Source organism: Pseudomonas sp. KH_027 (assembly GCF_057838565.1).
The window spans coordinates 386,360-405,459 of sequence record NZ_JBYQOM010000002.1; the positions used below are offsets into that span (position 1 = coordinate 386,360).

General features: G+C 63.6%; 19 protein-coding genes. 9 read left to right on the forward strand and 10 right to left on the reverse strand.

The features are described from left to right. Positions 1 to 8: 8 nt before the first annotated feature. The gene (locus AC3IYG_RS24745; RefSeq protein WP_000405670.1) at positions 9 to 914 is read right to left on the reverse strand and encodes a LysR family transcriptional regulator; all 906 of its coding nucleotides are present in this window, start codon (positions 912 to 914) and stop codon (positions 9 to 11) included. A 93-nt stretch (positions 915 to 1,007) separates the two neighbouring features. Continuing rightward, positions 1,008 to 2,411, reverse strand: coding sequence for an efflux transporter outer membrane subunit (locus AC3IYG_RS24750; RefSeq protein WP_000078291.1), 1,404 nt, complete (start codon positions 2,409 to 2,411; stop codon positions 1,008 to 1,010). 100 nt (positions 2,412 to 2,511) lie between these two features. On the opposite strand from AC3IYG_RS24750, the gene AC3IYG_RS24755 reads away from it, so the two are divergent. The 9 genes from AC3IYG_RS24755 (at position 2,512) to AC3IYG_RS24795 (ending at position 12,194) form a co-directional block, all read left to right on the forward strand. Beyond that, complete coding sequence (locus AC3IYG_RS24755; RefSeq protein ID WP_431670700.1) at positions 2,512 to 3,153, forward strand: TetR family transcriptional regulator; 642 nt, start codon at positions 2,512 to 2,514, stop codon at positions 3,151 to 3,153. Positions 3,154 to 3,173: 20 nt separating this feature from the next. Then, positions 3,174 to 4,316, forward strand: a complete 1,143-nt coding sequence (locus AC3IYG_RS24760) for an efflux RND transporter periplasmic adaptor subunit (protein ID WP_223294861.1) — start codon at positions 3,174 to 3,176, stop codon at positions 4,314 to 4,316. 24 nt (positions 4,317 to 4,340) lie between these two features. Further along, positions 4,341 to 7,445 (forward strand): efflux RND transporter permease subunit, encoded by a 3,105-nt coding sequence (locus AC3IYG_RS24765; protein WP_003092293.1) that lies wholly within the window; start codon positions 4,341 to 4,343, stop codon positions 7,443 to 7,445. An 80-nt stretch (positions 7,446 to 7,525) separates the two neighbouring features. Further along, positions 7,526 to 7,873 carry a DMT family transporter gene (locus AC3IYG_RS24770; RefSeq protein WP_038421338.1) on the forward strand — a complete coding sequence of 116 codons (348 nt, stop codon included), beginning with the start codon at positions 7,526 to 7,528 and terminating at the stop codon, positions 7,871 to 7,873. A gap of 15 nt (positions 7,874 to 7,888) precedes the next feature. Beyond that, positions 7,889 to 8,509 carry a DUF3313 family protein gene (locus AC3IYG_RS24775; RefSeq protein ID WP_000837791.1) on the forward strand — a complete coding sequence of 207 codons (621 nt, stop codon included), beginning with the start codon at positions 7,889 to 7,891 and terminating at the stop codon, positions 8,507 to 8,509. Beyond that, positions 8,506 to 9,663 (forward strand): MlaE family ABC transporter permease, encoded by a 1,158-nt coding sequence (locus AC3IYG_RS24780; protein WP_000063629.1) that lies wholly within the window; start codon positions 8,506 to 8,508, stop codon positions 9,661 to 9,663. The genes AC3IYG_RS24775 and AC3IYG_RS24780 overlap by 4 nt, the downstream gene beginning before the upstream one ends. Positions 9,664 to 9,668: 5 nt before the next feature. Beyond that, positions 9,669 to 10,481 carry an ABC transporter ATP-binding protein gene (locus AC3IYG_RS24785; protein WP_024944155.1) on the forward strand — a complete coding sequence of 271 codons (813 nt, stop codon included), beginning with the start codon at positions 9,669 to 9,671 and terminating at the stop codon, positions 10,479 to 10,481. 91 nt (positions 10,482 to 10,572) lie between these two features. After that, positions 10,573 to 11,502 carry an MlaD family protein gene (locus tag AC3IYG_RS24790; protein WP_000433686.1) on the forward strand — a complete coding sequence of 310 codons (930 nt, stop codon included), beginning with the start codon at positions 10,573 to 10,575 and terminating at the stop codon, positions 11,500 to 11,502. 92 nt (positions 11,503 to 11,594) lie between these two features. Further along, a complete protein-coding gene (locus tag AC3IYG_RS24795; RefSeq protein ID WP_003124411.1) occupies positions 11,595 to 12,194 on the forward strand; it encodes an ABC-type transport auxiliary lipoprotein family protein in 600 nt (199 codons plus the stop codon). Positions 12,195 to 12,260: 66 nt separating this feature from the next. Here AC3IYG_RS24795 and AC3IYG_RS24800 read toward each other — a convergent pair whose 3' ends face one another. From AC3IYG_RS24800 to AC3IYG_RS24835, 8 genes are all read right to left on the reverse strand, one after another. After that, positions 12,261 to 14,264 carry a relaxase/mobilization nuclease domain-containing protein gene (locus AC3IYG_RS24800; RefSeq protein WP_000132148.1) on the reverse strand — a complete coding sequence of 668 codons (2,004 nt, stop codon included), beginning with the start codon at positions 14,262 to 14,264 and terminating at the stop codon, positions 12,261 to 12,263. Between the two features lie 448 nt (positions 14,265 to 14,712). Further along, the gene (locus tag AC3IYG_RS24805; protein WP_003092304.1) at positions 14,713 to 15,300 is read right to left on the reverse strand and encodes a S26 family signal peptidase; all 588 of its coding nucleotides are present in this window, start codon (positions 15,298 to 15,300) and stop codon (positions 14,713 to 14,715) included. Beyond that, a complete protein-coding gene (locus AC3IYG_RS24810; RefSeq protein ID WP_023093372.1) occupies positions 15,297 to 15,854 on the reverse strand; it encodes a DUF2840 domain-containing protein in 558 nt (185 codons plus the stop codon). The genes AC3IYG_RS24805 and AC3IYG_RS24810 overlap by 4 nt, the downstream gene beginning before the upstream one ends. After that, entirely contained in the window at positions 15,851 to 16,114 is a 264-nt protein-coding gene (locus AC3IYG_RS24815) for a hypothetical protein (RefSeq protein ID WP_000147048.1), read from the reverse strand. Before AC3IYG_RS24815 ends, AC3IYG_RS24810 begins: the two co-directional genes overlap by 4 nt. Then, entirely contained in the window at positions 16,111 to 16,749 is a 639-nt protein-coding gene (parA, locus tag AC3IYG_RS24820) for a ParA family partition ATPase (RefSeq protein WP_003092312.1), read from the reverse strand. The genes AC3IYG_RS24815 and parA overlap by 4 nt, the downstream gene beginning before the upstream one ends. Before the next feature lie 241 nt (positions 16,750 to 16,990). After that, on the reverse strand, positions 16,991 to 17,848 hold the full coding sequence (locus AC3IYG_RS24825) for a replication initiator protein A (RefSeq protein WP_003092315.1): 858 nt from the start codon (positions 17,846 to 17,848) through the stop codon (positions 16,991 to 16,993). A gap of 14 nt (positions 17,849 to 17,862) precedes the next feature. After that, positions 17,863 to 18,147, reverse strand: coding sequence for a helix-turn-helix transcriptional regulator (locus AC3IYG_RS24830; protein ID WP_001247107.1), 285 nt, complete (start codon positions 18,145 to 18,147; stop codon positions 17,863 to 17,865). Between the two features lie 111 nt (positions 18,148 to 18,258). Further along, a complete protein-coding gene (locus tag AC3IYG_RS24835; protein ID WP_003092318.1) occupies positions 18,259 to 19,029 on the reverse strand; it encodes a DUF2285 domain-containing protein in 771 nt (256 codons plus the stop codon). Positions 19,030 to 19,100 lie beyond the last annotated feature (71 nt).

The window sequence follows — 19,100 nt, forward strand, 5'->3', positions numbered from 1 at the left end:
GTGATGGTTTACCGCCGACCTTTGGCATCTGGAGATTTGATCGAATGAACGCGTTCCATGAAGCGAGTCAGCATTTCTGACGGCTCGCTGGCCGGCCGTAGTAGATAGGTCGTGAGCATTGGCGAACGTCCAGTCAGCGGCCGTGCGACCACCCCCTGTTCCCTGCTGGCTGTGATATGCGCGCCTCCTGTGAGGCCTAGTGCAAGTCCCGCCGAAACCAGGACCATCATTAGATCGCTGGAAGTCACGCGTTCGGCAATCAGTGGCTCTATGTCCACGCGACGTAGCACCCGTTCAACTTGCCGAGCATGGCCCTCACACGCCACCGCGTCGCAGAGCACCAGCGGATACCGCAACAGCTCTTCTAGGGGAATCTGTTTGTGGGATAGCAAGGGGTGCCGTGCGGGCACAGCTACCATCAGAGGGTCACTCCACACCGGCACGGCGATGATGCCTTCGCCGACTTCATCCGATTGAGCGAAGCCGAGATCGTACAGTTCGCCACACAATCCCTTGATTTGCTGTGCCAAAGGCACCTCGAAGAAGCGAACTTCCACTTCCGGCTCTTCCTGCCGGCAGAGCGCCAACAACGCAGGCAGGCGCGATGGCGTGATTCCATCAGACAATGCAATACGGAGCTGGCAATGAAAGCCATTGGCTGCGGCGTTCACACTGTCGCGCGCCTGCTGCAAAGCTGCGAAGACACGCGGCACGCTCTCAAAGAAGAGCCTGCCCGCACGAGTCAAGCGGGTGCTCCGAGTGGTTCTCGCAAATAGCGCTACGCCCAACTCTTCCTCAAGTTCCTTGATGGCGCGCGACAGCGGCGATGTCTCTATGTGGAGGCGCTCTGCGGCTCGGGCAAAGTGCAGCTCCTCTGCCACCGCCAGAAAGTAGCGCAGGTGTCGAATTTCCATGTTCGCATTCCTCATCACTCAGGCCTCACCACCTTCGCCTTGCGTCACGCTATTTAGCTAGCCTTCGCAAGCTGCTCCAGCATGTTTCTGCGATCAAACAGGAGAGCCGGATAATGCTTTTGCCAGGACGCCCCATTGCATGGCTGTCTCGGCCCGCGTGCGGATCAGCGAAGCCTGCGCTGACAGCACCCCGGCCTCAGCCTCGGCCACCACCGTGGCGTCCACTTGTCCCGCCTCGAACAGACGTCGGCTGCGATCGAGCTGACGCTCCGCGACTGCGACACCCTCGGCCTGATGCTCCAGTGCTGCGTGCTGCGTATGCCAACCGAGATATGCGTTCTCTACGTCCTGCAAAGCACTCAACAAAGTGCGCTCGAACTCCGCACGGGCAGCTCGGCTGCGCGCCTCTCCGGTCTCGATGCCGGCACGGATCGCGCCACCATCGAAGATCGGCAACGACACCCCGGCCCCAAGTGAAAAAATGTTTCCAGTGATGCGGGTTCCCACACTCTCTACGCGCTGCCGTCCGCCGCTCAGGTCCAACACCAGCCTGGGGAAGCGTTCGCCTTCGGCTGCGTTCCAGCGCGCGGTTTCGGCGGCGAACTTCGCTTCGGCGGCGCGCACGTCGGGCCGCTCACTCAGCAGGTCCGCAGGTATGCGTGTCGGTGTCCAGTCCGGGACGGCGAGCGACGCAAGAGTTGGGGAAGCTGCAGGCGCTCCGGGCGTTTGTCCCACTAGTACATCGAGTGCATGCGTCGCCTCGCCGCGCGCACGCCGCAGTTGCTCTTGCTCCACGCGCAGTGCGACGACGCCGGCGCGGGTACGCTCGATGTCGAAGCCGGTAGCTTGTCCGGCCTCGAACTTCCGTTGCATCAGCAAGACGAGTCGTTCTGCGGATGCCAGCCGCGCCGCGGCTAGCGCTTCGAGCTCACTGGCTTGGCGCTGCTGCACAGCCGCCGACACTGTTTCAAACGCGACCTGCCACCGCGTGGCAACCCACGCTTGTTCGGCTGCCACCGCATCCAGGCGCGCACCTTCTGCTGCCTGCGAAAGCCGTCCCGACAGGTCTGCCTCCCACGATGCGGACAACGTGGCGCGGCCATCATTGCCGATTGCAACGTTCTCTGAATAGTCGCGTCCTCGAGTTGCCTGCGTGCCCGCGGACAACGAGGGGAGCAGGGAGGCCCGTGCTCGCCGCGTGGCGGCCGATGCCTCGTCCACGCGCGCTCGCGCAATCGTCAGTTCGGTATTGCGCTCCAGCGCCGCCCGGACCAAGGCATTGAGGTGCGGATCGCCGTAGGCCGTCCACCAATCGACGGGAAGAGTACGGCGGGACGATTTGTCCAAGATGCCTTCACCTCCCTCTTCATTTGAGAAATGGGCCGGTACATCCAGGCGAGGTGGATCGGCAGAGTGCGGGGCATGGCTGCAGGCCGCAAGAAGCAGTAGCGGAGAAATCATGGCAATGAGGCGATAGCGTTCAAGAATTTGAGACATGGCAGCTCCTTGCGTTCCGAAAAAGTCTTGACGGACTGTTGTATGGCTTCTACTATACCGTCTGGACTGTATATGACTCAAGCTTTTTTGGAGCACGACCATGCCGCCCCGCGCGAAAACAAAGTTGCCCCCCCCGTCCACTGCCCATAGCAGCGCCGATGCGCAGCCCGGCCTCCAGCAAGGAGCCCAGCGAACTCGCGACCGCATCCTGCAGGCCGCCCGCGAACTGGTGCTGGAGGAAGGTGCCAGTCGCTTGACACTGGACGCCGTCGTTGTGCGGGCCGGGTTGAGCAAAGGGGCGTTTCTCTATCACTTCAAGACCAAACGCGATTTGTTCGTGACACTGATCGACGAGATGATCCGGGCGTTCGACGCGGTACAAGCCAATCACGAGCGCAGGTTTGCCGGAGATCCGGACCCCTGGCTGTCGAGCCAGGTGGAAGCGATGCCCGACGACGAGATGCAGAAGAAGGGCGCAGCGCTGCTCGCGGCAGCTGCGGAAGATCCAACACTTCTCGACCCACTGCGCGAGTGGTACCGCGTGCAGTACGAACGCGTGCGTCGATCCCCGCGTGGCACCGAGACCGCGGCACTCATCATGCTGGCATTGGATGGCGCCCTGTTCGCCGATCTTCTGGGTTTGCCAATACTCGCACCCGCAGAGCGGCGGCATTTCTTTCGGGCGCTCCAGGATCTCGCCTCGGGCCATCTCGAACTTGTCCCGGCAAAAGGACGCACATGAGTCGCGTCCGTAGCGGTGTCATGACCGCGTGCGCACCGCGCTCCTTGGCGGTTGCTTGCACACTATCCATTTCGACTCTGCTCTCAGGGTGCGGAAACTCGCAATCCACCGTATCCGAGCCTCCGCGCGCAGTGAAGCTCGCCGCCGCGCAGTCGGATCTCCCGCATAGCTCTCGCATCGAATTGACTGGCTCGGCGCGAGCAACCGAGCGCAGCATCCTAGGATTTGAAACAGGAGGACGGATCGCCAAGTTGAACGTCGACGTGGGTGAACGGTTCTCCCGCGGCCAAGTCCTGGCAGAACTTGATGCGCAACCTGACCGGCTTCGCGTGACACAAGCGCAAGCATCCCTGGCGGCCGCCGAAGCCGGCCTGATGGATCGACGTGTACAGACAGATCAACAGCGCCGGTTGCTCGAAAGCGAAGTCATCTCCCCTGCTGCGTTCGAGAGCGCGAAGGCGCAGCTAGCGGTCGCAGAGGGTCAAGCGCGCACTGCCAAGGCGGCGCTTGGCCTGGCCGAACGAGCACAACGTGGCACGATGATCGTCGCTCCTTTCGATGGTGTCGTGGCGGAAAAGCTGGCTTTGGCGTTCACCGACATTGCTGCTGGTGCGCCGGTATTTCAGGTCGACGGCGTGCGCAGTGGCACTGAGATCATCGCGAACGCGTCTACTACACAGGCACCTCACATAGATGTCGGCCAACGCGCAGAACTGAGCTGGAGCGGAGCCGAACAACCAATCCGAGCGGTGGTACGTCGTGTCGGTCTGCGCGCCGAAAATGGCTCGCTCCTACCCGTGGTGCTAGTGCCTGAAGATAACGCGCAAGCGCGCGCACTTCGGCCAGGTATTCCCGTACAGGTCGTGCTCGACGCACCTGCGGCAACCTCCAAGACCTCTCGGCCCGAGACTGTATCCATACCTTATGCCTCGCTGGTGCTCGGCACGAAGCCGGGCGAGGCTTCCGTCTTCGTCTACACCCCTGAAGATAAGAAGGTGCACCGTCGCGCGGTGCGCTTCACGCCGGTACAGGAAGGAGACAGCGCGCGCGTCCTCGCTGGACTCAAGCCCGGCGAGACGGTGGTTGCCGCCGGAGGAGGATGGCTCACCGATGGACAGCCAGTGACACCACTGGAAGCCACCACTCAATTGACCAAGCGCTAACGCGATCCACCAGGTTACTTCATCATGAAGATCACCGAGATGGCGCTGCGCGCCAGTCGACTTACCTACTTTGTAGCGCTCATCATTTTCGTCGCCGGCATCGCGACCTTCCTGAATTTTCCTTCTCAGGAGGAGCCGACTGTCACGGTCCGCGATGCGATGGTCACGGCGTTGAACCCGGGGCTGCCCGCCGAACGCGTTGAGCAACTCATTGCCCGGCCGATCGAGGAGCGCTTGCGCGAACTGGCAGAGGTCAAGCGCGTGACGAGCACCGTGCGCGCAGGCAGCGCCATGATCCAGGTCACGATCTGGGACCGCTACACCGACTTGGCACCGATCTGGCAGCGCGTCCGGGCCAAGGTCGCCGATTCGAAGGATGCCTTACCACAGAGCACGATGGGGCCTTTCGTCGACGAAGACTTCGGCCGCGTCGCGGTTGCCTCGATTGCGGTCACTGCACCAGGTTACTCCATGAGCGAGATGCGCGTCGCGCTCAAGCAGATGCGCGACCGCCTGTACACCGTGCCTGGTATTGAGCGCATCACTTTCTACGGCCTGCAGGAAGAGCGCGTCTATCTCGAATTCGATCGGCCTAGGCTCGCGCGATTGGAGCTGACACCACAGGGGGTGATCGACCAACTCGTCAAACAGAACGTCGTCGCTTCGGGTGGACAAATTGTTGTCGGCGGCATCAATGCAACCTTGGCGGTCAGTGGCGAAGTGCGTGACGCTCCCTCCCTGCGAGCAATGCCGATCGCGCTGCCACGACCGCAAAGTAGTACGGCGCCCGTGCCGACGATCGCATTGGGTGAACTGGCGCAGGTGAGTGTGCGGCCAGCCGATCCGCCGGAATCTGCTGCCATCTACAAAGGCCAGCCCGCTGTCGTCATGGCGGTTTCGATGGCCTCCGGTCAGAACGTGGAGCAGTTCGGAAAAGCGCTCAAAGCACGGGTTGCAGACCAGGAGAAGCTGCTGCCGGCGGGTTTCGATCTGTCATACGTCACTTTCCAGGCCGATGTCGTCAAGCACGAGATGGGCAAAATGAACCACGTCATGATGGAGACGATCATCGTCGTCCTCGGTGTCGTCGTGCTATTTCTCGGTTGGCGCACCGGGATCATCGTGGGCATGATCGTGCCGTTGACGATCCTCAGTGCACTCATCGTCATGCGCGCGATGAACATCGAGCTTCAGAACGTCTCGATGGGCGCCATCATCATTGCGCTCGGCTTGTTGGTGGACAACGGCATTGTGATTGCCGAAGACATCGAACGCCGCCTGGCCGGTGGCGAAGATCGTAAGCATGCCTGCCTCGAGGCGGGCCGCACGCTCGCCATTCCGCTGCTCACGTCCTCGCTCGTGATCGTGATCGTGTTCTCGCCGTTCTTTTTTGGCCAGAACGCCACGAGCGAGTATCTGCACAATCTCGTGGTCGTGCTGGCACTGACGTTGTTCGCTTCGTGGCTGCTGTGCCTGACTGTCACGCCCCTATTGTGCTACCACTTCGCCAAACCCCATCACAAGCAGGAGCAGGGCGACGCCTATGACACCCGCTTCTACCGTGGCTACCGGCGCGTACTGGAGTGGGTGCTCCACCATAAGGCGGTCTATGTAGCGTCGATGATCGCGGCGCTTGCCATTGCGCTGTATGGCTTCACCACCCTGCCGTACGATTTCATGCCCAAGTCCGACCGGCTTCAGTTCCAGATTCCGGTGCAGCTCGCCCCCGGTACCGACTCGCGCGAAACGCTCGCCCGCGTGAAGCAGATCAGTGGTTGGCTGGGCGACACGAACATCAATCCAGAAGTCTCCGATCACATCGGCTACGTCGCCGATGGTGGCCCGCGCTTCATCCTTAGCCTGAATCCACCACTGCCGGCATCGAACATCGCGTACTTCGTTGTCACATTGAAGCCGAAGAGCGACATCGACGCCGTCCTCGCCCGCACCCGCAGCTACTTTGCGCAAGCACATGGCGACGTGCGCGCCGAGCCCAAGCGTTTCTCGCTCGGTGCGACCGAGTCAGGGACTGCCATTTATCGCGTCAGCGGTCCGGATGAGGAGGTATTGTTGGGGGCCGCGTCCAAAATCGAAGCAGCGCTGCGCAAGCTGCCCGGCACCATCAACGTCAAGAACGATTGGGATACGCGCGTTGGCCGCATCGACGTACGGGTCGACCAGGACCGCGCGCGTCGGGCGGGCGTGACGACTGAAGACATCGCTGGCGGGCTGGATGTCCGCTACAGCGGCAGATCGATCTCGGTTATTCGCGACGGTGACACCTCCGTCCCGATCGTCCTGCGCAGTATCGTAAGCGAGCGTCGCAGCACGGCAGACGTAGGCGCGACGCTCATCTATCCCACCAACGGCGGTCCAGCGGTGACGCTGGCTCAGGTCGCAGACGTATCGCTCGCGAGCGAGCCCTCGGTCATCCAACGGCGCAATCTCATCCGCACGATCACCGTGCAAGGACAGAACACCTCTTACACCGCCCAGGAGATCATCAACCGCCTGGCGCCTAGCGTCGCTGCCCTGGACCTGCCCGCGGGCTACTCGGTTGAACTTGGCGGCGAGATCGAGGAAGCCGCCGAATCGAACGCCGCGCTGTCGACCTACATGCCCCTCGCATTTCTGGCGATGCTGATGCTGTTCGTATGGCAGTTCAATTCTTTCCGCAAGCTCGGTGTGATCCTCGCGACGATCCCTTTCACGCTTATCGGCGTGGTATTGGCTCTGAAGCTGACCGGCACACCTTTCAGCTTCATGGCGACCTTCGGCGTACTGGCCCTGTTCGGGATCATTGTCAACAACGCCGTGCTCTTGCTGGAACGCATCGACCAGGGGCTAGCGGAAGGCCTGCCACGCCATGAAGCCTTGGTTGGGGCCGCGATACAACGGCTTCGTCCAATCGTGATGACCAAGGTCACCTGCATTTCGGGACTGGTGCCACTCATGCTCTTCTCCGGACCATTATGGAAAGGGATGGCGATCGCGATGATCGGTGGGCTGGCACTCGGAACGCTGGTGACGTTGGGCTTGATTCCGCTGCTTTACGAAGTCCTGTTTGGAATCAAGCGAATTGGGCCGTGGAACCTGAGTGTCGCCACCGCGCATGGAGATCGCTCATGAGTCTCTTGCGAGCCGCCGCGTGCTGCGCATTCTCAGAATTCGTATGCACCCACGCTTCATGCGTATGTCTCGCTAGGCTTATGCGATTCAGCACCCATCCGCTGATCTGGAAATCCTGGTCGATTGTCATTGCCGCAGGGGTTCTAGGAGCGGGCTATCCACTGGGCCTGCGGGCCATCACGGCGGGCGGTCCGATGCGCTGGGTCGGCCTCTGTGTGGCAGTGACGTGCATGGCGGCCAGCGGCGCACTTTTGTGGTTCGCGCTCAAGCGGATTCCGATCAGCGCGGCCTCTGCAGCCTGGGCAGGAATCGGGCTACTTGGAAACTTGGGCGTCGGCGCCCTCCTACTAGGCGATGTCGCATCGGTAACGCGCTGGTCTGGCACCGCCCTCATCGCAGCAGGCATTGCCTGTCTTAGTTTCGTTTGATCAAGGAGACCCATTATGAAGAGCAAAACTGCATTGATCCGCGGCGGCATCTTTTTTTGCGTAGCAGGCGCGCTCTCTGGATGCGCGACCAACAGCATGACGCGCTCCGGATTTCTCGGCGACTACGAGAAGTTATCGCCGACACGATACGAGAACGTACTGATGTACCGCGCAGCGGGATTCGAGCCCAAGCGTTATGCCGCTGTCGTGGTGGAAGAAGCGCAGATCAAGACCGCCTCGGGTCGCATCGATGGGCTCGATGACGCGCAGCAGCGCGAAGTGCTAGACCATGTGACGAGCGAACTGAAACGCCAGGAAGGCAAAAGTCCCGCCCCCCCAGGTGGCGCGGGACAGGTTCGGGTGCGTGTAGCGGTCACCGAACTGCAGACACCGAATCGGGCAGTCAATGCAATGACGACCCTGCTGGTTGGACCCGTGACGACGGGTGGTGCCAGCCTAGAGTTCGAAGCAGTCGATTTAAGGACGGGACGCCGGGTTGCTGCCGCCAGTTGCTTCGAGCGCGGCAACGTCATTAAAGAGTTCGCCGGTTCGTACACATTGCTGGGTCATGCCAAAGCGGCGATCACGAACTGCATCGAGCGCATCGACAGCGCTTGGCGGGACACGCAGCCATGAGCAACGCTTCACAGGCTTGGCTCCGGCAGGATGCCATGGTCGGCGGTGATCACAAATGGCTGGCGGGTGGCGACTGGACGATAGAGCACTACGCCAGTCTGGCAAAATCCGTGTCCGCCGCCCGCATCAGTCATGCCGAGGGGTACGCCACTCCCTTACTCGACTGGACGCAAGTCCAGAGACTGGACACCGCCGGCGCGGCTCTGCTGGTGGAAATTCTCGGGCCAGACTCGATACTCGACCGGCCGGAGGCAGCTCCAAATCTGTCCTCGGATCGCCTCGCCCTAATGAGAGCGCTGGCCGCCGCTGCTACCGATCAGCAGAAGACGGAGAAAGCAGCGGTGAGCGGGAATCCTCTGCTCCGCGGTCTGGGACGCATAGGCCTGACCTTGGAACAGGGCTGTCGTGCGTGTCTTGGTCTGGCCGGGTTCGTGGGCCAGATCATCGAAACATGGAGCCGTACCGTTCGTCACCCGCGTCGCTGGCGCGCGACCTCGGTGATCGCTCAAATCCAGCGATCAGCGGTGGACGCCATTCCCATCGTGGCGCTACTGAGCTTCATGGTAGGAATGGTGGTGGCGTTCCTGGGAGCAACGGTGCTGGCCAACTTCGGTGCGAGCATCTTCTCGGTGCATCTGGTCGCCTTCTCGTTCATGCGCGAGTTCGGAGTGCTGCTCCCGGCCATATTGATTGCAGGCCGTACCGCAAGCGCGTACACCGCCCAAATCGGTTCGATGAAGGCAAATGAAGAGATCGATGCGCTTCGCTCCAACGCGCTCGACCCCATCGAGTTACTGGTGCTGCCACGCGTGCTGGCGCTTCTTGTGTCCTTGCCACTGCTCACCTTAGTAGGCATCTTGGCTGGCATTGCGGGCGGCGCCACCGTATGCGCACTGAGCTTGGAAATTCCTCCCGCACAGTTCCTTGCCATCGTGCAGGAAAAAATCGAGGTGCGCCATTTTCTTGTCGGAATGAGCAAGTCCCCGCTCTTCGCGGTGATGATCGCCGCTATCGGCTGCCATGAAGGGTTCAAGGTCGCCGGTAGCGCTGAGTCGGTAGGCGACCACACGACGTCTAGTGTCGTGCAATCAATCTTCATGGTGATCCTGATAGACGCCATCGCTGCACTGTTCTTCATGGAGATGGGCTGGTGAGCGCGGTGAAGCAAGACACCGACAACGGTGTGCGACACGCTATTGAAGTGCGCGGCCTGGACAACAGGTTTGGAACCCAGCAGGTCCATCAGGACCTAGACCTGGACGTGCGGCGCGGGGAAATCCTTGGCGTGGTGGGAGGGTCAGGCACCGGGAAATCCGTGCTCTTGCGTAGCGTCGTCGGGCTGCAGAAGCCGCATTCGGGCGTGGTCCGTATCGGGGGGCGCGACCTACTGCGAGCCCAATGGCTTGCGCGCGCGCGTATGGAGCGAAGGTTCGGCATTCTGTTCCAGAAGGGCGCGTTGTATTCATCGCTGACCGTCTTGGAGAACGTCGCTCTTCCTTTGATCGAGCATGTCGGTCTGGCGCGGCCTCTTGCCGAGCGTTTGGCAAGAAGCAAGCTGGGCTTGGTGGGGTTGCCTGCCGGAGCGGGAGACAAGTATCCGGCCTCGTTGTCCGGAGGCATGGTGAAACGAGCAGCACTGGCGAGAGCCTTGGCGCTTGATGCGAACATCCTGTTTCTTGACGAACCCACCGCAGGACTGGATCCAATCGGGGCTGCATCTTTCGACCAATTGATTCTGACCCTGCGCAATGCACTGGGCCTCACGGTGTTTCTGGTAACCCACGACCTCGATACGCTGTACACCATATGCGACCGTGTCGCGGTCCTGGCGAACCAGAAGGTACTCATCAACGACGGCATCGAGGCAGTCGAGCGCTTCAAGCACCCGTGGATACAGGAATACTTTCACGGCCCCCGTGGCCGTGCGGCCGCACAGGCCACTGGTGCTTCCAGCCAAGAGACGCAGCCATGAAACCCCTCCGCATCTGCATCATTCTTCCGTCGCGCACGCATTGGGCTGGGCGCACGCAATATTTAAACTCTGAGAACGAGGTGGTCTGATCATGGAACCACGTGCCCATCATGTATTCATTGGTCTGTTCGTCGTGCTGCTCGGTGCGATTGGTATTGGCTTCGCGCTTTGGCTCAGCGACACACGTTCCGACCACGATTACCAGTATTACCGGATTATGTTCGATGAGCCAGTGACCGGGCTTACGCCCGGCAGCCAGGTTCAGTACAGCGGAATCACGATTGGCGAAGTCGTTGCACTTTCTCTTTCACCGCGAGACCCAAGGCGGGCGATAGCGCGCGTACGCATCAATGCCACCATCCCGGTCCGGCAGGATACCCGCGCTGAATTGGTCATCACGGGAATTACCGGCAACGCGGTGATCGAGTTGAGCGACGGTGGGCCAAACGTGCCATTGCTGGATCGGAGAGAGGACGAGGAACCGTTGATCCTCGCACCACGTTCGGCGATGGCATCCCTGGTCTCCGGTGAGGGGAACAGCATGACGACACTCAACGGCATCTTGCTGCGCACGCAGGAGTTACTGTCGAAGGAGAATTTGGCTCTTGTGCACCGCAGTCTGGTGAATCTTGAACAGACCACGGGCGCGGTCGCTGACCAGAGGGCCGAGATCGCGACGTTAATCAGCAATCTGACCGAAGCAAGCAGAGAATCGACAGCTGCCGTGCGCCAAGCAAATAGCACTCTTCGCGATGCCAACCTGCTACTAAATAACGATGGTAAGCAAATCATGGTGAACACGCGTGATGCAACGGCATCCCTCGAACGCGCCGCTTTCAGGGTTGAGACGCTACTGCAAAACAATCAGGAATCGCTGAACCAGGGCTTGGCCGCCACAGGTCCTGCCATGCACGAACTCCAGCAGGCGCTGGCCAATCTAAACACCGTGCTGCGCCGACTGGATCGCAATCCGGCGCAATACCTGCTCGGTGGAGAGAACATTGAGGAAACCAAGCCGTGAACACTTCCGCCAGGATGATTCCCGTCGCTGCCGTGACTATGACGCTAGTACTCGGCTTGTCCGCGTGCAGTGTGCTTCCCAAAGCAGCTCCAATGGTCACCTACAAATTGCCCGACTATCACATCGCCCAGGCGGAGAGTACGCCGCGCGCCGTTCCGGGACCCGGGGCGCTGCGCGTCTACGCCCCTGAGAGTAGTCGCGTCCTGGATTCGGAGCGGCTGTTCATTGCGCAGCCCGATGGTCGCTTGTCGGCTTGGCAAGGAGTGCGTTGGGCCGACCCCGCACCGGTGCTGCTGCGTGACCGAATCGTCGAAGCCTTCATGCGCGATGGGCGGTCGACTTCCGTGATTACCGATAGCACCCCAATGAGCGCCGATATGGAGTTGCGCAGTACGCTGCGGGCGTTCCAGCTCGAATACCGCGGCACTGAAGCGATCGCCGCGGTTCGGCTCGATGTGCAACTGGTCGATCCGGCCAAACGGACTGCTATTGCCAGTAGACGCTTCGAAGCAATCCAAGCCACAGGCAGCAAGCGAGAGGCCGATGTGGTGAGCGCGTTCGGTGTCGCCACGGATATATTGGCCGGGCAGATCGTTGAATGGGCAGTTCAGGTCGGGGCAGCGCGTTTGCGAGTTGCACCGGAATTGGCAAGCAACCATGCACCCACAGCGTCGTCGATAAGCACAGACTAGTCGTCTTAACGGAGCACAGAAGCTAGGGCCAAAACGCTGCTCGACACCTTAACTCGGTACGACAGCCTACGGCCCCGATCCAATCCCAGGACCTCTTTGCCGTCCAACCTCCCATGACACACCGCCGCCGCGTACAGTCGCGGCGATCTGCTGCCCCAGTCGTGGCTCGATTATCGGCCGCCAAGGCACCAGACTGAATCCCATGCCGTCATCGAGCAGCGCATAGCGACCGCTGGCGAGCATGACCGAGCGCCGGTAGATGCCGGCTACGCGCTGCCCGTCTGTGACGTGCCGATGCTCCAATCCGCTATCGGCGGCAATGTGCTGGGCGGCCTGCGCCAGCTCCCGATTGCGCAGCGTTTCCAGCAGATTCCGGGAGAGAATCAGCCGCTGCCCGCGCCGCTGGGCCAGCCCCTGTTCTTCGAGGAAGTCGGCGCGCTGCTGCAAGGCTTGCCTAGCATCGCCGCCAAAGCCCAGGTCGCCCAGTCCCTTGCCGCCGCCGATCAACTGCTGATCCAGCCAGGTCGCGCCGATGACGCGGGCCTGCCGTTCAATCGGCAGATGCGATTTCAGTTCGACCGCCACGCCGCCCAGCCGCTGCGCGTCGTACTGGCGGCCACGCTCGGCCAAGTCGTCCGGCACCTTCCATAACCCCTCGGCCACGCGCTCCACGATGCCGGCCCGCCGTAGGGCTTCCAGCCGGCGGATATGGGCCGCCACAGCCTCTTGCGGGTCGCGGCCGGGCTTGGCTCGGCCTTGCTCGATCGCCAGGTGGTGATCGGTGCGGTACAGGCCATTGCTCGCCAGCGTGGCGATGTTCTTGTCGGCCGCCCGCACCTCGGCGGAACCGCGTACCTCCACCACCGCGCCGATGGGATAGTTCGCCAGCTCGTCGCGGGCGTCCAACGCGACGTAGTGGGCTTTGCCGTCCAACCCGTCGATGACCAGATAGCCGCGGTCGTGCAGCTCGTCGGCCAGACCCTTAGCAGCCACGCGACCGACGATAGTGCGGCCGTCGTCGCCCGGCTCGAACACCGCCAGCTCGCGAGGCTTGCCGCTCATGGCCCGCTGCATCGTTCGGATGATGTCGCCACGCTCGCCCAGGGCACGCAAGGTCTTCTCCGCGTCCGCATGGACGGCCCAGGTGCCGGGCTGCACCTCGTCGGCCAGGCCCAGGCGCTGCAAGTGTTGCAGGCGGCCGATCAGCAGCAGGCGCTGGCGTTGCAGCCGGGGTTCGTTGAAGCGTTCGATCTGCACCCGGCCATCCTCGCCGGCCTCGCGCTGCAACGTGCGGTCGAGGCTCGTCCACCGCTCTTGCTCCACCTCGCGCTGCAAGGTCTGCTGGATCTCCAGTTCGGTGCGCGGCCCCAGCCATTCCGTCGCCAGCTCGGCGGCGCGATGGCGGAAGCCGTGGGCGATGTAGTCGCCCGCGATGATGAGGTCTTTGCCGGTATCGTCGCGTCCGCGCACGATCAGGTGCGTGTGCGGGTTGTCGGTGTTCCAGTGATCGACCGCCACCCAATCCAGCCGCGTCCCCAGGTCGGCCTCCATCCGGTTCATCAGGTGCCGGGTGTAGGTGCGCAGGTCGTCCAGCTCCGCACTGTCTTCAGGTGAGACGATGAAGCGGAAATGATGTCGGTCGTCCTGGCAGCGTTCCTTGAAGGCATCGAGGTCGGCTTCGTCGGTCTGCGGCCCGTAGGCACGGCCCGGCTCGCCGTTCCGGCCGGCACCGTCGCGCTCGATGTAGCGCAGGTGCTTGGCGAGCGACTGCGGACTGGCGTTGCGCTGGTTGACCAGCAGCGTCTTGATGGTCACGCGCCGTGACATAGGGGTCAGCTTTGCGCCTGCGAAGCGCGCCGCCGTATGGCCGCGTCCAAGCCGTGAGCCGGGCCGCTGGCCGGCGTGCTGGCCGCTCCCGCCAGCGGTAGGACGGCGCACCGCCGACTTGCCGCCGCTGGCCTTGCCAGCCTGCTTGAGCACCTTGGAAACGAAGCTCTGGCCCTGGCCTTTGCCTCGGTTCTTCGGCGCGCCAGGGCGCACCCAGAAATCATGGTCGCCGCGGTCGGTCATGGCTGTGCTCCCTGCAAGCTCCGGCGTGTCCGAGCGTGCGAAGCACGCGGACATGCCTGCATCGGCGCGTGCCTCGCGCCCCACGCGGCACGGCGGCGAAGCCGCGCCGTGCCGCGCCACCCCCACGTGCAGACTGGCTTTGCGGGCGGCAGAGTGCCGAACCCTTTTGTCTTGCCTTCCGCCTTTGCCCCTCGCTCCCGCTCCGGGCATCGGCGGCCCGGCGGCGCTGCTGCACGAGCAGCCAGCCCGCCGGCGAACACGCCAATGGCCGCAGGCCAGGCGCGTTCGAGGCAAGACGCCTGCACGTTGGGCGGCTGCGCCGAAGGCAGCGCGAAGTGCGGTGCGAATGCACCCGCACTGCACGCGCGACGACACGGCGACGAACAGTAGAACGACATGCCCGATGGCACGATGAGAGGCGCGGCAAAGTGCAGCGAATCGGCGGCCATCATGGACGTGTCTCCAGCCAGATCGGATGCGCAACGCCGATCACGGCGAACGCGCTGACCGGCCCGAAATAGCGGCTGTCGAACGACGCCGGGTTGGTCGCGCTCAACAGGAACAGTTCGCCCGGTTGGAGACGGCGGCAAAGCTGCAAGGATGGCAGCGGCCGGCCCAGCCGGTCGGCAGGCAGGGCGGCGGCCACCGGCACGCCGTCGATGCGAACCTGGCCGGCGACGATGCAAACGTGTTGTGGCGCGACTGCGCCCACACGTTTGAGCAGCGGAACGCGGGTCGGCAGGTAGCCGCGCTGCGCAGCCAGCATGGCGGCCCTGTCGGGCAGCGGCATCAGCACGATGCTGTCCACGGACAGCGGACGTGGCCGCGAGGCGGTGCGCGGGTCGAACGGTTCGATGCGATACCAACCGACCGCCACGCTGTCGGACGGGTTGTAGGCCATTCGCGGCAGGGGCTGCACGAACGCCGCCCAGGCCAGCGCAGCGAGGCCGACGGTGGCGAAGCCTGCCAGCACGAGGCGAGCGCGCAGGCGCGAGCGAGGATGCGGCACGGGGCCGGTCGTGGAAATCGTGGTCATGGCAATGCCCTCCCGGCCAGCCAGGCGGCGTGCCGTTCTGCGGTGTATGTGGGTAGCGCCGAGCGCGCTGCGAGCCGGTTCGCGAGCGTGCGCCAGTACGCGGGCGATGTGTCTGCGGCTGCGATGCCCAGCGCCTCGATGCCGTCGATGCGTTCCAGCACGGCGCGCACGTTGGCATCGCCTTCGGCGTGCAGCAGCAGACGCGCGCCCGGCTGCACGCCGGGGATGCGCTGCACGGCGTCCAGCGGCGTGGCGGTCTGCATCACCATGAGCTGCCAGCGGATCGTGCCGTAGTCGTTGGCCTGCCAACGGATGCGGCACAGAACCGCGTTCGGCAGGAACACGGCGCAGCGCCGCCAGCGGTCGAGCTGGAGCGTGCGCGCCGGTTCGCCGAAGCGCAGGTAGAGCTTGAAGCGCGGTTCGATGTAGGCCAGCGCCACGCGCGTCAGCGGCACGTTGCCGGCCTGGCCGGCGAGTGTCGAAGGCGCCGGCGGCGGCGCAGCCGTGGGCGCACTTGCTTTGGGGGTGTGGGCGGTCGAAGCGGATGCGTTCACGGCGTGCCCTCCGGGGGAAACTCCCGCTCCAGCAGGTCGCGCAGCAGTTCGGCTACGGTCACGCCTCGCGTGAAGGCCGACACCTTGATGCGCGCCCGCATGGCGGGCGTGATGTCGAGCGTCAGTCGAGCGGTGTAGAGGTCGCCTTTCTGCACGGCATCTGCGTCGCCCTGGCGAATCCACGCTTCGGCGTGCGGATTCGCTGGGGGACGCGCACCGATGCCGACGCGCTTGCTGCGTGGTGGTGGCTTCCCAGTCATGTCGGCCACCGCAGCAGTTCGTCGGTGAGCGCGGCGATCTCGCGGGCAGCGGCGCTGTCGGGCGCGGTTTCGCGGGCGAGCCGGCCAGCGGCTACGCTGTCGGCAAAGACGATGCGCTGGTGGATCTCCGAGCGCAGCGCGGGCAGCGGCTGTTCGGCCAGCGATTGCCGTGCCTCCCTGCCGATGATGGTGGTGCTGACGCGCCGGTTGATGACGAAGGCCGCGCGCAGCGCTGGCCGGAACACCTGTGCTTCGCGGATCAGTGCGACCATCTCGGCAGAAGCCCATACGTCGTAGGGGCTGGGCTGCACGGGGATCAGCACGCGCTCGGCCGCCAGCAGCGCGGAACGCGCGAGGGCGGCGATGCGCGGCGGGCCGTCGATGATGATGTGATCGGCCCGCCTGGCGAGTTCTGGCGCTTCCTGATGCAGCGTTTCGCGGGCAAGGCCCACGGCGCTGAACAGACGGGGCAGGCCCTGCTGGCTACGCCGCTGCGTCCAGTCGAGCGATGACCCCTGCGGGTCGGCATCCAGCAGGATGACATGCAGGCCGCGCATCGCCAGTTCGCCGGCGATGTGCGTGGCGAGCGTGGTCTTGCCGACGCCGCCTTTCTGGTTGAGAAACGCGAAGATCATGGCGCGGCCCTCCGAGCTGGAAAGCCGGCCTGGCCGTGCCGTTTCGTGGTTGTCCACCGAAACGGCGCGCTTCTACTAAAAGTTATGTATTTCTTGTTAGGTAAGTTAGAGGGAACGCAAACCCGCGCCGTTGTTGGCTTTCCGGCGTTTTCGTACTCCTGATAGCACGAGGGTCGTACTCCTGATAGCACGATACCCGGTACTCCTGATAGCACGAGGCCGTCCACAGGTTCTCCCGCAGTTATCCCCGTGCCGCGTGCGGCACGGGCCGGAAGGTCAGCAGCTCGGTGTTGTCGTCCGGCATCCGCTCGATGCCGAGGACGTAGCCGGGCAACGACTGCCGCGCCACCAGGGCGCGCACGTCGTAGGCGAAGTCCGAGAAGCGGGCCGCGCTGCCGGATTTGCGGTACAGGTGTCGGAAGTCGAATTGCCAGCCGTGCTCCTGCCGCCCGCCATGCTTGCGCACCAGGCGGTACAGCCAGCGTTCGATACCGCCCTTCAAGCGGAAATAGGCCGGGTCGATGGTCAGCACCAGGGCGGCGTCGAGCACGCCGGCATAGAACCAGTCCGGCAAGATCAGCTCGATGCCCAGCGGGGTGCCGCTGGCGTCGGCGAGTTCCTTCCACTCGTTGATCCACGAGAAGCGATGCAAGCGCCTTCCCGTGGTTTCGCGGATGGACGTGGCCACCGTGGTCGATTGCAGCCGGTCGAGGGCGGCCTTCAGGCGCTGGTAGTCGTTGAGGGACGTGCCGCGCCCGATGAAGCGCAAAATCTCGTAAGGCGTGGCGCGTATCCAGCGCGACGGGCGCAGGCCCGCGTCGCGCGCCTCCACGATCTGCGAGGCGGCCCATATCAGCACGTCGGCATCCCATATCGTTGCGATGCCGTGCTCCTGCGTGCCTTCCACGCGAATGGTGACGTTCCCGCTGCGGAAGTCGATCGGCGCCGTGCGCCGCGACTTGGCAAGCGAGAAGAACGGAAAGGCCATCAAGTCCTGGGAATCGCGTGGCGCCATGTCGCCCGGCAGCGCGCGGAACAGATCGAGCTGTTCGCGCTGCGGCAAGGCTTGCCCTGGCGGGCTGGACATGGCGAAGGCCACCCACGCGCCGACGATCAGCGGCCATCACGGTAGTCGCCCGCGTGGCGCTCGGCGTATTCGGGATCGGACGTGGCCTCGTAGCTGCGCTGGTCGGCCCAGGCATCGAGGTCGGACACCGCGTACATGACGCGGCGGCCGAACTTGCGGAACTTGGGGCCGCCGCCGATCACCCGCTGCTTCTCCAGCGTGCGCGGCGACAGCCGCAGGTAGTCGGCGGCTTCGTCGTTTGTCAGGTAGCGTTGAGGCTGCGAGGTCGCAGTGACGGCAGCGGCGGCAGGCCGCGAGGGAGCAGGTCGCATGGGATGTACCTCCATCAAGCCCGGCCACACCACGCGGCCGGATAGAGGCACTCTCAAGAAAGCAAGGCTTCTTGCTAAGGGACGATTCGCACGGGTCGAGAAACGTCCCTCCTAATGCGACGGGAACATTGGAAGCTGCGCTAGTCGGCGGTAGCCGCCGTGCATCAGCTCATCGCCGCGGCGTACCAGCCGCCGTACGCGGGCACGCAATGCACTGTCTTTGTGCCAGTCGGCCGCGACGGCATCCGCGCCGAACAGACCTTCGCCCACCTCGCGCAAGGAGGCTCCCGCGAGGGTCGCGTCGAGCGCTTGCAAGGTATGCAGTTCCAGCAGCGCGGCGGGCGTGGGGCGGGAGCGGGCTGTTGCCACAGGCGTGGCCACGGTTGCGGCAGATAGCGCATCCAGCTTCGCAGCGAGCGTGCGGTAGCGCGCACAGGGCGTGGCGCAGGCGCGTGTGGCGTAGAGATAGGCCGAACCATCTTCCAGGTCGGGTGCGAGTGCCAGCCGAACGCAGCAGCCTGGCCAATGCGATACGAGCACCAGGCGCTTGCCGTCGTGGGTCAGTTGCTTGCGCCCAGGAATGCGCCAGAACTCGAAGGTATGCGCATCGGGTGGTGGGTCGGCGTCGGGGTATAGCTGCACCACGGCATCGTGATCGGGGAACCAAGCAGGATGTGCGTCGCGCGCATCCAGGCCGGGATCTTCCAGCAGGCGCAGGCCCCAGGCCTGCGCCGCATCAGGCTTGCGACGCCGGCGTAGCCAGTCGCGCCGGTAGCTTGGATTCCTGCGCAAATACTCCCAAGCCAGCGCTGGGCCATCGAGGTGCAGCGTGTAGAGATACGCGGCCGTGGGATACCAGTGTTGGCTGCTGCGGTCAGTCATGGCGAAACCTCCCTGTTTCTGGGAACGTCGCCACAATTCCGCTGTGCGGGAGCTATCGAATCGCCATCAAG